The organism is Ensifer sp. Root142 (genome assembly GCF_001426785.1).
Classification (GTDB): Bacteria; Pseudomonadota; Alphaproteobacteria; order Rhizobiales; family Rhizobiaceae; genus Ensifer; species Ensifer canadensis.
The window spans coordinates 112,047-125,976 of the sequence record NZ_LMFK01000049.1; the positions used below are offsets into that span (position 1 = coordinate 112,047).

A 13,930-nucleotide genomic window follows, 5' to 3' on the forward strand; every position below is an offset into this window, starting at 1 on the left:
TTCACGCGCCGCCGATCGTTTCGGCGAAGTGACAGGCGGTCATGCCGTTGCCGACCGGCCGCAGTGCCGGCTTTTCCCGGCGGCAAAGCTCGGTTGCGTGCGGGCAGCGGACGTGGAAGGGGCAGCCGGGCGGAATGTCGAGCGGGCTCGGCAACTCACCCGACAGGGCTGGCGCCCTGCGCCGCTCCGTCGGGTCGAGCGACGGGGCCGCGGCCAGCAGGGCTTGCGAGTACGGGTGCATCGGCTTGGAAAACAGCGCCTCCGACGGCCCGATCTCGACGATGGCGCCGAGATAGATCACCGCCACGCGATGGGAGACATGGCGCACCAGCCTGAGGTCATGGGCAACAAAGAGCACCGTCAGCCCCAGATTGTCCTGCAGTTCCAGCAGCAGATTGACGACCTGCGCCTGAACGGACACGTCGAGCGCGGAGACGAGCTCATCGGCAACAAGGCAGGTCGGCTCCAGTGAGAGTGCCCGCGCGATGCCGATGCGTTGGCGCTGGCCGCCGGAAAACTCGTGCGGATACTTGTCGGCGGCGCCATCAGGCAGCCGCACAAGGTCGAGCAGTTCGTCGACACGGCGGTCGACGCCGGCGCCCTCGCGCATGCGATGGACAGTGATCGCCTCGCGCAGAGTATCGCGCACGGTCATGCGCGGATTGAGCGAGGTATAGGGATCCTGGAACATCATCTGGACGCGCTTGTTGTAGCCGCGTCGCCTGGCGCCCTTGAGGTCGATGACACTCTCGCCTTCGAAACGGATATCGCCCGATGTCGGCCGGTGAAGACCGGCGATACAGCGCGCAAGCGTCGACTTGCCGCAACCGGACTCGCCGACGATCCCCAGCGTTTCGGCCGGCATCACGTCGAGATCGACGCCGTTGAGCGCTGAGACGACCTGCCGCGGCCGACCGGCAAGCGTATCCGACAGCGAGCGACGCTTCTCGAACCGCATGAAAAGGTCGCGGATGGAAAGTAGCGGCGTGGCCGCTTCTTGCATCGATTGGCTCATTGCGCCGCCTCCCGTGCGCTGAAATGAACGAGGGCTTCCTCGCGGTGGTGGCAGGCGACCTGGCGCAGCCGTCCGATCGCTTCGAGGCTCGGGCGAACATCCCGGCATTCCGGCCCGGCCACGGGACAGCGTGCCGTAAACGCGCAACCGGCCGGCAAGGCGTTGAGTGACGGCGGTGCTCCGGGGATGGAATAGAGCGGCGTGCGTGGTGCGACATCGCGCGGGATAGAGCGCAGAAGTCCCAGGGAATAGGGATGCCGGGCGTCGCCGATGACATCAGCCGTCGGTCCTGTCTCGCAAAGACGGCCGCCATACATCACCGCTACACGATCGCAGGTCTCCGCCACCACGCCCATGTCGTGGGTGACGAGGATCACGGCCATGCCGAGGTCGCGGCTGAGCGCCTGAATGAGCCGTAGGATCTGATCCTGGATGGTCACGTCCAGCGCCGTCGTCGGCTCATCGGCCAGCAGCAGCTTCGGGTTGGACGCAAGGGCGATGGCGATCATCACCCGTTGCCGCATACCGCCGGAAAACTCGTGCGGGTAATCGCCGAGCCTGTTGCGCGCCGCGGGAATGCCGACCATGTCGAGCAGTTCGATCGCGCGCGCCTTTCTGGCTTTCCCATCCAGATCGGTATGGGCGGCAAGGTTTTCCGATATCTGCAAACCGACGGTCAACAACGGGTTCAGTGACGACATCGGCTCCTGAAAGATCATCGCGATCTCGCGTCCACGCACCCGTCTGAGCGCGCCCTCGTCGAGCGGCACCAGATCCCGGCCCTTCCAGAGGATTTCGCCGCCGACGCGGCCGCGTGGCCGCACGATGCCGAGGATCGAGCGCAAGGTGATGCTCTTGCCCGAGCCGGATTCGCCGACAAGCCCAAGGATCTCCCCCGCCCGCACCTGAAACGAAACATCGTCGACGGCAACAAGAGGGCGCTCTGGCAGGCCGAATTCCGTGCGCAGATGCCGGACGTCCAGAACCGTTTCTTTCTCGAGTTGGTTCATGTCAGCGCCCTTTCGGTCGAAGCAGATCGGCCAGCGCGTCGCCGACGAGGCTGAAGCCGAGGCCGGTGAGCACGATGGCGATGCCCGGCATCAGGCTCATCCACCAGGCTGTCAGCAGGAAGTTGCGGCCTTCGGCGATCAACACGCCCCATTCGGCCGCCGGTGGCTGTGCGCCCAGGCCGAGATAGCCGAGCGAAGAGCCGAGCAGGATGGCGAGCGCCATATCGGTCATCCAGTAGACGATGATCGGCGAGATCGCGTTGGGAAGCAGATGCCGGAAGATGATGCGTCGGTCGGAATAACCGAGCACGCGGCCGGCCGCGGCATAATCATTGGCCTTTTGCGCCATGATCTCGGCCCGCGTGAGACGGGCGTAGTACACCCAGTTCACCGCGGTGATCGCCACATACATGTTGACGAGGCCAGGCCCGAGCACCGCGACGATGGCGATGACCAGAACGAGGAAGGGAAAGGTGATGATCGCATCGACGCAGCGGCCGAAGATGGTGTCGGCGATGCCACCGTAATAGCCGACGAAAGCTCCGACCGTCATGCCGATCAGAAGTGCGAAGATCGTGGCGAAGAAGGCCATCTGCATGTCGACGCGATAGGCCCAGATGACGCGCGAGAGCACGTCGCGCCCGAAATTGTCGGTGCCGAAGGGATGGGCGAGGCTCGGCCCCTGCTGGATTGCACTCAGGTCGAAGGCAAGCGGATCGTAGGGCGCGAACATCCCAGGGAACAGCGCCAGCGCGATCGACAGCGCGAGGATCGCAAAGCCGATGACGAAGGACGGTCGTAAGAAGGCCCGGCCGAGGAAGGCGCGCACGCGACCCGCCTTACGGATGGGAGATTGCACGACGATACTCATGACTGACGAAGCCTCGGATCGAGCCAGGATTGCACGATGTCCGTCAGCAAGAAGACGACGGAAACCAGCACGGCGAAGGTGAGTGTGAGCCCCTGGATCAGCGGATAGTCACGCGCGAAGATCGCCTCCAGCATCAGCCGGCCGACGCCCGGAACGGCAAAGACGGTCTCGGTGACCAGCGTTCCGCTCATCAGGTTGCCGATGGAAAGGCCGAGCAGCGTCACGGTGGAGACCAGTGCGTTGCGCAGCACATGCCGGGTCATGACGATGCGCCGCGAAAGCCCCTTGGCGCGGGCGAACTGCACGTAGTCGGCATCGAGCACCTCGATCAGCGAGGCCCTGAGATTGCGAAGAATGATGGCCGAGGTGTAAAGCGCGACGCTGAGCGCCGGCAGGATCAGGTGATGAAGATTGTCGAGAAAGCCCGTTCCGTAGCCGCCGACAGGAAACCAGCGCAGCTGGGCTGCGAGGACCGTCAGCAGCACGAGGCCGATGTAAAAGACCGGCATGGACAGCCCGACCTGGAAGACGCTGCGGATTGCAACGTCGACCGGACGATTGACCCGCGACGCGGCAAGGAACGCCAGCGGCCCTGCGAGAGAGATCGCCAGCAGAACGGAATAGAGCGCCAGGAAGACCGTGGTCGGCAGGCGCGCGAGGATGATCTCGGTGACCGGAGCCTTCAGCATGATCGAACGCCCGAGATCGCCGGTCAGCGTGTTCTTGACGAACACGAGGAACTGGATCGGCAGCGGCTGATCGAGGCCGAGATTGTGGCGGATCTGCTCAAGTTGCGCGTCCGTTGCCTTGGCCTCGGCCATGGCAATGGCCGGGTCGCCGGGCAGCAGCCGGACGAGCAGGAAGATGAAAATCATCACCAGAAGAAAAGTCGGGATGATCTGCAGCAGCCGCGCCAGAAGATAGGATAACGAGGGCATGGATTGAACCTTGTAAGAGATGTCGGGCAGCTCTCGCCGCCCGACATCCTGAATTCAGGCTGTCGTCACTTGGCCCGCCAGGCCTCGGAGAAGTCGTTCGCACCGAGCGGCGTCTGCACGTAGCCCTCGATCGACTTCGAGACGGCAACGGCAAAAGGGGTCTCGAACAGGAAGAGCAGCGGCGCGCCCTCTGCATAGACTTCCTGCATCTGCTTGTACTCGTCCTTGCGCTTGGCCGGATCGACCTCGATGTTGGACGCTTCGAACAGCGTGTTGAACTGCTCATTGTTCCAGCCCGTGCCCACGGCCTGGCGCTGCTTGTAGTAGCCGAGCCAGCCGGTCACCTGCGCCGGGTCGTTGACGTCGTTTGCCCAGCCATAGGTGTGGATGTCGAAGTCGCCGGAGCGGTTCTTCTCGCCACGTGTCGGGTTGTCGACCTGTTCGACCTTGAGGTTGACGCCGAGCGGCGACCACATCTGCTGCAGGGCGGTGAACAAGGTCGCGTCGTCGGCGCTGCCGGCAAGCGTCGTAAACTTCACCTCGAAGCCGCCGCCGAGACCAGCTTCGTCAAGCAGCTGCTTGGCCTTGTCTGGATTGTAGGGGTAAAGCGGCTCAGGTCCGTAATGGAGCTGGGTGGCGGCCGACATCAACGACGTCATCGGTTTGCCGGTATCGAAAGTGACGAGCTTGATCAGCACGCTCTTGTCGGTGGCGTAGTTCAGCGCCTGCCGCACTTTTACATCAGCAAGCGGGTTCTTGGAGCCGTCCTTGCGTGTCTCGCGCGTATTGATCGGCGCGTAGACGATGCGGGTCGAGGGAAAGAGCTCCATCTTCAGCGCCGGATCGGCGCTGAGTTCGCCAACGCGAGCGAAAGGAATGAACTCCGCGGCATCAACTTCACCGGCCTGAAGCTTGAGGATGCGGGTGGCATCGTCTGGGATGATGACGAAATCGACCTGATCGAGATAGGGCAGCGGCTGCCCATCCGTGCCGGGCCGCCAGTAGTTGGGATTGCGTGCGAAGGTCATGCTCGAGCCCTGCACGCGGCTCTTCATCGTGAATGGGCCTGATGTGACCGGGCCGGCCTCGAAGAAGGCACGCGCCTTTTCCTGGTCGTTGGCGCCGGCCGCCTTCTCGAAGGCCGCTTGCGGCATGATGCCGGTGTTGAAGGTTGCGAGGATAGAGACGATGGTCGGGTCCGGGTTCTTGAGCGCCAGCGTTACCTGATTGCCATCGGCGGAGACTTTGTCGACGGCGCCAAGCAGACCCGCCCAAGGACCAAGCTCGGGATTGCGGGCCCGGTCAAGGGAAAACACCACGTCGGCGCCGGTCAGGGCCGACCCGTCGGAGAATTTCAGTCCGTCGCGCAGCTTGAGCTTGATCGAAAGCCCGTCGGCAGCAACGTCATAACCCTCGGCCAACCCTGGAACGATCGAACCGTCCGGGCCGTTGCGCAGCAGCGTTTCGTATAGGCCGGTGACCATCCAGAGGTCCGGGTTGCGATCGGCATAAACAGGATCGATGACCGTGGAATCGTCATAACGCGCAAAGGTCATCGCACCGCCACGTTCGATGGCGAGCGCAGACGTGGCCGCGGCCAGCCCAAGAGCGGCACCCAGTAAGATCGGCAACAAACGTTTCATCTCTCACTCCTCCTGTTTGATCGACCGGCTAGCGCCGGCACGACGCCTCACGCCAATTGGATATTGGATCCAATTTTTCCGAACGTTTTCCTTTGCGTCCGGATTGCAGCGAAGGCATTCTTGTTGTTCCCCTTTTTAAAGCGGTACTAAGCCGAGTTGATCAGCTTGCATAACCGACTTTAGCTGGACTAAAGTACAACAATAGACGCGAGTCAAGCGGAAAGAAAATCATGCCTCTCGATACCGATGAGGCGCCAGCGGCAGACGCCGGCGCCCCCCTCACCGACATGCCTGCGGCCGCAACGATCGGCCAGATGCTGCGCGCCCGCCGCAAGGAAATCGGCAAGACGATGAAGCAGGTCGCGCGTGAAGCCGGCCTCACGGAGGGCTTCATCAGCCAGATCGAAAGAGGTATTTCAACCCCCTCGCTGATCTCGCTCTACAATGTCGCCAATGCGCTCGGCACCAGCGTCGATACGTTCCTGTCGCAGCCGCCGCAGCACGCCCATTCCATTGTGTCTCACGCCGGCGAACGCCGCGGTTACAATGTCGAGACGAAGGAGCGTGTCTATGAACTGCTCGAGCGCGGCTTTCCCGGCGCCCAGCTCAACGGCTGCATCACCCACATGCCGGCCGGCTACGCTTCCGAGCTGACCAGCCACGACGGCGAGGATTTCCTCTATCTGATTGAAGGCGAAATGCTCTACGAGATCGACGGCAAGGAGTATGTCCTGAAAGCGGGCGACACCCTGCACTTCCCCTCGTCGCTACCGCACCGCGCCCGCAACATCGGCGCAGGGCCGGCCCGTGAACTCTGGGTCGGCACCACGCGCATCATTGCCGAACAATAGCGTCTGACGGCCTATTGCTTGCGTGGCCAGGTATCGGCCAGCCGGTAGCCTGATGGCCACGGATCGGCCGGGTCGAGCATCACCTGATGCGTACCGGTCACCCAGGCACGGCCGGAGATTTCCGGGACGACGGCCCGGCGCCCGCCAACGGTGGTTTCGCCGACGATACGGCAATCGAACGTCGAGTCGATAATCGAGTGGCCAACAAAACGCTGGCCGACCTTGATCTGGCCGCGCGCGTGAAGCACCGCCATCCGCGCGGAGCAGCCGGTGCCGGTCGGCGACCGGTCGAGCTTTGCCGGCTGGATCACCACTGTGTTGCGTCCGTGCAGGACGCCATCGCGCTCTTCCACCGGCAGCGTCAGCTGGCAGAACGAGATATGTGCCCATTCCGGGTTTTCCGGATGCGCGAAGCCGAGCTGCTCGTTGGCGGCACGGGTGATCTTGATCCCGGTCTCGGCAAGCTCTCGCGCCTCATCCGGCGTCACGGAGAAGCCGAGCATGCGAGCATCGGTGATGACGAAGCTGTCGCCGCCATAGGCGGTGTCGACGGTGAGCGTGCCAAGCCCTTCCACTTCGAGCTTGGCGTCGAGCTTGCCGGCAAACGACGGCACGTTGGTGACCGTGATGCGCTCGGCCTTGCCGTTGCGGCAGGTGGCGACGACATCGACGAGCCCGCCTGGCGCCTCCAGTACCATTCTCGTCTCCGGCTCCTGCATCGGCACGATGCCGCTGTCGAGCAGGACGGTCGAAACGCAGATCGAGTTGGACCCGGACATCGGCGGCGTGTCTTCAGGCTCCATAATGATGAAGCCCATAGTCGCGCGTGGATCCTTTGGCGGCACCAGCAGGTTGATGTGGCGGAAAACACCGCCACGCGGTTCGTTGAGCACAAAATTGCGCAAGGTCTGATCCTCGGCGATGAAGCGTCGCTGCTCCCACAGCGTCTTGCCCGGCGGTGGCGCAACGCCGCCGACGATGACATCGCCGACTTCACCCTCCGCGTGGCAGGAAACAATATGAATGACCTTGCTGCTGCGCATCTTCTCGCCTCCACGCGATGCATGCGGACCGCATCCACATGCCATGCCTTGATATCTGCCCGTCGACGATCAAGAGAACGGCTCTCTTTCGGCGACCAAACGGCCGCCGCAGCCAACGTGGAAACAGTCATAGAAAGATTGGATCCAATATACAATCTGAAATATACGATTTTTTGCGCAAAGCCGCGGCGACCTCTGTTGCCCGACCAGGGGAATGGACCTATGACCAGAGCCACGGCAGTTTCCGCACTGTCAGGGACACGAAGCCTCCGGGGTTTAGACGCGATGAAACTCGATGCCGTTGATGTCAGGCAAGCCGCTTCCGCAGCCGATATCGTCTACGAGGCATTGCGCAAGGCGATCATCGAGGGTGCGCTTGCCGAGGGGGAGAACCTGCGGCAGGACCAGATCGCCCAGATGTTCAACACCAGCCGCATCCCCGTGCGCGAAGCGCTTTCGCGCCTTGAACAGCACGGGTTGATCACGACGCAACGCTACAAAGGCGCTGTCGTTGCCGGCCTTTCGATCGAAGAGATCGAGGAGATCTTCGAGTTCCGCGCTCTTCTTGAAGCAGAGGTGATCCGGCTTGCCGTCCCCAATATGGATCGAAGGACACTCGAACTCGCCCGCCGGCATTGCGACGAGTTCGGCAAGGAATCCGATTCGGCGAAGTGGGGCGAAACCAACCGGAACTTCCACTACAGCCTCTATGAGGCCGCGCGGCGGCCTTACTACCTGCAGATCGTGCGCGCCTCGCTCGACCGTATCGATCGTTATCTGCGCGCGCAGCTGACGCTGACGGATGGCATGAAGCGCGCAGCGCGCGAGCATGAGGCGATCCTCAATGCCTGCGCCAAAGGTGACGCCGATCTGGCATCGTCGCTCACCCGGGATCACATCCTCGACGCCGGCCGTTCGCTCGTCGTTTTCCTGAAGGAGCAGAGAAGATAAGCGCCCTGTCGCAGTAACGCCGCCTCACTAGGACATGTTGCTCGCTCTCGCGTAAATTGTCGTCCAACTCTTGAACGTCCGTGGTTGACAAGGCATCAGGAACCTTGAAAAAGTGAAGCTCTATCGAGACCGGCTGCGTTGGGAGGACTTATGTCTGTGCGCGCGTTTTTCGGCCTTTCCGCTCTTCTTGTTTCTGTTTTGGCCGCCGGATATCCGGCTTTTTCGGCTCCGACCGGCCGCCAGGTCGAGATCACCCAGGACGGTGACTATTTCGGCTTCGATCTGCGAACCGAACAGAATGTCTCGCTGGATCAGTGCGAGACCGCCTGCATCGCGGACCAATCCTGCCGCGCATTCACCTACAATCCCAAGGTGAAATGGTGCTTCCTGAAGTCCGACTTCAATCAGTTGAACGACTTCCCCGGCGCCATCGCCGGCAAGATCGTCCAGGCGCAGGCCGTGCAGCCGGACCTCGGCGCGCCGCCGCGACTCTCGTTTCTCTCCGACCAGATCCTTCAGGACGCGCGCGACGCCAAGGCGAACCTTTCACTTGCCGACGATCAGCAGGGCTTCGGTGTCAACAACCTGATCGAAACGGCGCGCGCGCAGGCGGAATCGGGCATTATCGACGGTGCATTGAAGGCGTTCCAGGGCGCGCTTGCGATCACCCCTGATGACAGCGAGCTGTGGCTTGAAACGGCGCGCACGGCAAATCGCGTCACCGGCAATACCGATGTCGCGACGCAAGCCGCCCTTGCGGCGATCAACGGCTATCAGCTGACGCGGACCGCAGAAAGCCGCGCCCATGCGCTGGCCGTTCTCGCCAAGGCGCTGGAAAATGCCGAGAATTTCCGCGGCGCCCTCAATGCCTACAAGGCCAGCCTCGAACTGGTGCAATCAAAAACGGTCGAGACCGCCTACCTCGACCTGAAGGAACGCAAGCGCTTCCGCGTCATCGAAAACACCGTTGATGCCGATAGCGCCTCGCCGCGCGCCTGCGTGCAGTTTTCGGAGCAGCTACTAAAGAGCGGCGCCGACTATGCCTCCTTCGTCACACTAGACGGCGCTGCCCCGAAAGCAGTGGAAGCCAAGGGCGACCAGATCTGCGTTGAGGGTCTGTCGCATGGCCAGCGTTACAAGCTGACGCTGCGCACCGGCCTGCCCTCGTCGGTCGATGAAGTGCTTGAGGCGCCGGTCACTCTTGAGGTCTACGTCAAGGATCGCGGCCAGGTCGTGCGCTTTACCGGCGACAGCTTCGTGCTGCCCTCGACCGCGCGCCGCGGCATTCCGCTGGTTTCCGTCAACACCGACAGCGCCAAGCTCAAGCTCTACCGCATCGGCGATCGCAGCCTGGCGCAGGTGCTGCAGAACTCGCAGTTCCTGACGCAAATCGACGGCTACAGCGCCCAGCGCATTCAAGACGAAAGCGGAGAACTGGTCTGGGAAGGTTCGATCGCCATCGACAGCGTCCTCAACAAGGAAGTGGTCACCAGCTTCCCGGTCGATGAAGCATTGCCGAAGCGCAAAGCCGGCGTCTACGTGCTGACCGCAGCATCCGAAACCGGCCTCAGCCAGGATTGGGACGCCCGCGCTACCCAATGGTTCGTCGTCTCCGACATCGGCGTGTCGACCTATGCCGGCACCGACGGCCTGAACGTCTTTGCCCGATCGCTCGCAACCGCAAAGCCGATCGAAGGTGTCGAGCTGCAGCTTGTCGCCAAGAACAACGAAATCCTCGGCACGGCAACGACGGATGGCGACGGCCGCGCCACCTTCACCGCTGGTCTCATCCGCGGCACCTCCGCCCTGACCCCGGCCGTAATCACAGCCAAGAGCGGCGAAGACGACTTCGTTTTCCTCGACATGACGAGGGCGGGATTCGACCTGTCGGATCGTGGGGTCACCGGCCGTGCGGCGCCCGGCGCCATCGACGTCCTCGCCTGGACGGAGCGCGGCATCTACCGCGTCGGCGAGACGGTGCACGCGTCAGCACTTGCCCGAGACGTTAATGGCGAGGCGATCGAGAATCTGCCGCTCACCTTCGTGTTCCTGCGCCCTGACGGTGTCGAATACCGCAGGATGATCAGCGACGGCGGCAAGCTCGGCGGCCACACGCTCGATCTCGATGTTCAGGAAAACGCCATGCGTGGCACCTGGACGATGCAGATCTTCACTGATCCCAAGGCCTCGCCGATCGGCGAGAAGCAGTTTCTAGTCGACGATTTCGTGCCGGACCGCACGGAGTTCGATCTGACGAGCGAAGCAAAGGAGATCGCTGTCGGCGAACCGGTACAAGTCGTGGTCGATGGACGCTATCTCTATGGCGCACCGGCCGCCGGCCTCGAGCTTGAGGGCGAAGTGGTTCTGAAGCCGACGCGCGAAAGTGCTGCCTTCAAGGGATATTTCTTCGGCCTTGCCGACGAAGAGGCGAGCGAGGACACGCGTCTGCCGCTTGAGGACCTGACGGCTCTCGATGACGACGGCAAGTCGACCTTCGACGTGGCTTTGAGCGAAGTGCCGTCGACGACGCAACTGCTCAACGCCAATGTCACCGTGCGGATGCGCGAGGCCGGCGGTCGCGCCGTCGAACGATCCTTGACGCTGCCGGTAAAGCCGGAAGGCGCGATGATCGGCATCAAACCCGAGTTTTCGGGCGACCTTCAGGAAAACTCCGTCGGCAAGTTCCGCGTGATCGCCATCGACCCCGACGGTGCCAGGGCCGCCATGCCGGGTGCGCTCTGGAAGCTGATCAGCGTCGAGCGCAACTATCAATGGTACCGAGACGGAACCGCCTGGAAATACGAGCCGGTGGTCACCACCAAGCAGGTTGCGAACGGCACGCTCGACGTGACCGCCGATGGAGGCGAGATCGCCGTGCCCGTCGGCTGGGGCCGCTACCGTCTCGAAGTCGAGACGGCGGCCCTCGACGGACCGACATCGAGCGTCGAATTCGATGCCGGCTGGTATGTCGCATCGACATCGACCGAAACGCCCGATGGCCTCGAAATCGCGCTCGACAAGGAAAACTACGCCGTCGGCGAAACCGCCAAGCTCAAGGTTTCACCGCGTTTTGCCGGTGAACTGCTGGTAACCGTCGGCACGGAAGGCCTGATCACGACAAAGAGCGCGACGATTGTCGCCGAGGGTGGCGAGATCGATTTGCCCGTCACCGCCGATTGGGGGGCCGGCGCCTATGTCACCGCGACACTCTATCGGCCTGGTGATGCACAGGAAAGCCGCATGCCTATGCGCGCGATTGGCATCAAATGGCTGACCGTTGATCCCGCTGAGCGCAAGCTTGCCGTGGCCATCGAAGCGCCCGAAAAGACCGAACCGCGCAAGCCGCTCGATATCAGCCTGCAGGTGGCAGGGGCCGGCGCCAACGAAGAAGCCTATGTCACGATTGCCGCGGTCGACGTCGGCATCCTGAACCTGACCCGCTATGAAGCTCCGGATCCTGCCGCCTGGTATTTCGGCCAGCGCCAGCTTGGTCTTGAAATGCGCGATCTCTACGGTCGCTTGATCGATGGCTCGCTTGGGGCGACCGGCAAATTGCGCACCGGCGGCGACGGCGGCCAGGTCGCGCTGCAGGGAAGCCCGCCCACCGAAAAGCTGGTGGCGTTCTTCGAAGGTCCGGTGAAGCTCGACGCCGATGGCAAGGCGACCGTCAGCTTCGATATTCCGCAGTTCAACGGCACGGCGCGGATCATGAGCGTCGCCTGGACGAAGTCCGGCGTCGGCCATGCTGTCCGCGACGTCGTCATCCGCGACCCGATCGTCGTGACGGCGAGCCTGCCGCGCTTCCTTGCGCCGGGAGACCGCGCCGAACTGCGGCTCGACATCGCCAACACCGACGCTCCGGCCGGTGACTACCAAGTACAACTGACCACCAACGGACCGGTGACGGTGGAACAGACCGGCGCCAGCGAAACGGTACGCCTCGAACAGGGCGGCAAATCGGTTCTGACGCTGCCGCTGGTCGGCCAACACACAGGCGACGGGCTCGTTACTGTCCAGCTCACCGGCGCCTCCGGACTTTCGCTCGAACAGGCGCTCAACATTCCGGTGCGCCCGGCCACACTGCCGGTCACGCAGCGACAGGTGGTCAACCTTGCGGCGGGCAGCAGCCTGACGATCGACGGCCAGTTGCTGGCAGACAGCGTGCTCCAGGGCGCGTCGGTTTCGCTGAGCGTCACCCGGTCTGCGGCCTTCGACATTCCCGCCATCCTGATGGCGCTCGACCGCTACCCCTATGGCTGCACCGAGCAGACGACGAGCCGGGCGCTGCCGCTTCTCTATATGAGTGAATTGGCCAAGCAGTCCGGCCTTCCCGATGACGGCGAAGTGACCAAGCGGGTGCAGGAAGCGATCTACCGCGTGCTCTCCAACCAGTCGTCGTCCGGCAGCTTCGGCCTGTGGGGGCCGGGCTATGGGGACCTCTGGCTCGACGCCTATGTCACCGACTTCCTGACACGCGCACGTGAACAGAAGTACGACGTGCCTGAGGCAGCGATGGTGCAGGCACTGGAAAACCTGCAGAACGGCCTCGGCTATGACACCAATGCCAAGGATCGCGGCAACGAGATCGCCTATGCGCTCTATGTGCTCGCACGCAACCGCAAGGCCGCCGTCAACGACATCCGCTATTACGCCAACACGCTGATCAATGATTTCCCGACGCCATTGGCCAAGGCTCAGGTCGCAGCGGCGCTGGCGCTCTACGGCGATGCCCAGCGGTCAAAGGAAATCTTTGCGTCCTCGGCCAACATGTCGACCGGCCTCGTCAATGTCAGCCTGTCGCGTTCCGACTACGGTTCTTCGCTGCGCGACGACGCGGCCGTCCTGGCTCTGGCCGCCGAAAGCCGTCCGGTTCCGCCGATCATTCCGGAACTGTCGAAGATCGTGGCACGGCAATGGGAGCAGAAGAAATATACCAGCACGCAGGAACAGGCCTGGATGCTGCTTGCCGCCCGTGCCGTTCAGGGCGGCGACGAGGGCATGCTGCTTGACGTCAATGGCGCGTCGAAGACCGGCGGCTACGCCGCGCGGATGCCCGGCGATGCGCTTCTGTCTCATCCGGTGGTGATCAAGAACGAGGGGGCGGACGCCGTCTCTGCGGTGGTCACCACGGTTGCTGCCCCGGCTCAGCCACTGTCGGCCGGCGGTGACGGCTTTGCCATCGAGCGCACTTATTACACACTCGATGGTGCCGAAGCCAATGTCAGCCAAGCCAGGCAGAACGAGCGCTATGTCGTGGTGCTGAAGGTCACCGAAACCAACGATTGGCCGTCCCGCGTGCTTGTTTCGGACCTTTTGCCGGCCGGTTTCCAGATCGATAACCCGAGCCTGGTCGACAGCGCCCAGCTGACGAACTTCGAATGGCTCGGCGAGATTACCGCGACGCATACGGAGTTCCGCAACGATCGCTTCGTCGCCGCCTTCGACCGCGCTACCGGCGATAGCCGCGAGCTGACGCTCGCCTATGTCGTCCGCGCGGTGAACCCCGGTGTCTACGATCATCCTGCCGCAAGCGTCGAAGACATGTACCGGCCGCAGTTCTCGGCGCGCACCGCGACAGGGCGTATGGAGGTTCTGGCAGCCCAATAGG

General features: G+C 63.0%; 9 protein-coding genes. 3 read left to right on the top strand and 6 right to left on the bottom strand.

The window, feature by feature from the left end; translation table 11 throughout:
- Position 1: 1 nt before the first annotated feature.
- From ASD52_RS35495 to ASD52_RS35515, 5 genes are all read right to left on the bottom strand, one after another.
- Positions 2–1,015, bottom strand: coding sequence for an oligopeptide/dipeptide ABC transporter ATP-binding protein (locus ASD52_RS35495; RefSeq protein WP_082523801.1), 1,014 nt, complete (start codon positions 1,013–1,015; stop codon positions 2–4).
- The gene (locus ASD52_RS35500; RefSeq protein WP_025428617.1) at positions 1,012–2,025 is read right to left on the bottom strand and encodes an ABC transporter ATP-binding protein; all 1,014 of its coding nucleotides are present in this window, start codon (positions 2,023–2,025) and stop codon (positions 1,012–1,014) included. Before ASD52_RS35500 ends, ASD52_RS35495 begins: the two co-directional genes overlap by 4 nt.
- Position 2,026: 1 nt before the next feature.
- Entirely contained in the window at positions 2,027–2,896 is an 870-nt protein-coding gene (locus ASD52_RS35505; RefSeq protein WP_025428616.1) for an ABC transporter permease, read from the bottom strand.
- The gene (locus tag ASD52_RS35510) at positions 2,893–3,834 is read right to left on the bottom strand and encodes an ABC transporter permease (protein ID WP_057226667.1); all 942 of its coding nucleotides are present in this window, start codon (positions 3,832–3,834) and stop codon (positions 2,893–2,895) included. Before ASD52_RS35510 ends, ASD52_RS35505 begins: the two co-directional genes overlap by 4 nt.
- 65 nt (positions 3,835–3,899) lie before the next feature.
- Entirely contained in the window at positions 3,900–5,477 is a 1,578-nt protein-coding gene (locus tag ASD52_RS35515; protein ID WP_057226669.1) for an ABC transporter substrate-binding protein, read from the bottom strand.
- 230 nt (positions 5,478–5,707) lie between these two features.
- Between ASD52_RS35515 and ASD52_RS35520 the strand changes: the two genes are divergently transcribed.
- Positions 5,708–6,328, top strand: coding sequence for a cupin domain-containing protein (locus tag ASD52_RS35520; protein WP_057226671.1), 621 nt, complete (start codon positions 5,708–5,710; stop codon positions 6,326–6,328).
- A gap of 11 nt (positions 6,329–6,339) precedes the next feature.
- Here ASD52_RS35520 and ASD52_RS35525 read toward each other — a convergent pair whose 3' ends face one another.
- Positions 6,340–7,371, bottom strand: coding sequence for a proline racemase family protein (locus tag ASD52_RS35525; RefSeq protein ID WP_057226673.1), 1,032 nt, complete (start codon positions 7,369–7,371; stop codon positions 6,340–6,342).
- A gap of 285 nt (positions 7,372–7,656) precedes the next feature.
- On the opposite strand from ASD52_RS35525, the gene ASD52_RS35530 reads away from it, so the two are divergent.
- Together ASD52_RS35530 and ASD52_RS35535 are read left to right on the top strand one after the other, a co-directional pair.
- Entirely contained in the window at positions 7,657–8,322 is a 666-nt protein-coding gene (locus ASD52_RS35530; RefSeq protein WP_025428611.1) for a GntR family transcriptional regulator, read from the top strand.
- 156 nt (positions 8,323–8,478) lie between these two features.
- Positions 8,479–13,929: an alpha-2-macroglobulin family protein gene (locus ASD52_RS35535; RefSeq protein WP_057226834.1), complete on the top strand. Its 5,451-nt coding sequence runs from the start codon at positions 8,479–8,481 to the stop codon at positions 13,927–13,929.
- Position 13,930: the final 1 nt, after the last annotated feature.

Bases quoted from the DNA above. Each gene is read 5' to 3' on its own strand.
- ASD52_RS35525 (WP_057226673.1), bottom strand. From the start codon at position 7,371: ATGCGCAGCAGCAAGGTCATTCATATTGTTTCCTGCCACGCGGAGGGT.
- ASD52_RS35530 (WP_025428611.1), top strand. From the start codon at position 7,657: ATGAAACTCGATGCCGTTGATGTCAGGCAAGCCGCTTCCGCAGCCGAT.
- ASD52_RS35510 (WP_057226667.1), bottom strand. From the start codon at position 3,834: ATGCCCTCGTTATCCTATCTTCTGGCGCGGCTGCTGCAGATCATCCCG.
- ASD52_RS35505 (WP_025428616.1), bottom strand. From the start codon at position 2,896: ATGAGTATCGTCGTGCAATCTCCCATCCGTAAGGCGGGTCGCGTGCGC.
- ASD52_RS35520 (WP_057226671.1), top strand. From the start codon at position 5,708: ATGCCTCTCGATACCGATGAGGCGCCAGCGGCAGACGCCGGCGCCCCC.
- ASD52_RS35495 (WP_082523801.1), bottom strand. From the start codon at position 1,015: ATGAGCCAATCGATGCAAGAAGCGGCCACGCCGCTACTTTCCATCCGC.
- ASD52_RS35500 (WP_025428617.1), bottom strand. From the start codon at position 2,025: ATGAACCAACTCGAGAAAGAAACGGTTCTGGACGTCCGGCATCTGCGC.
- ASD52_RS35515 (WP_057226669.1), bottom strand. From the start codon at position 5,477: ATGAAACGTTTGTTGCCGATCTTACTGGGTGCCGCTCTTGGGCTGGCC.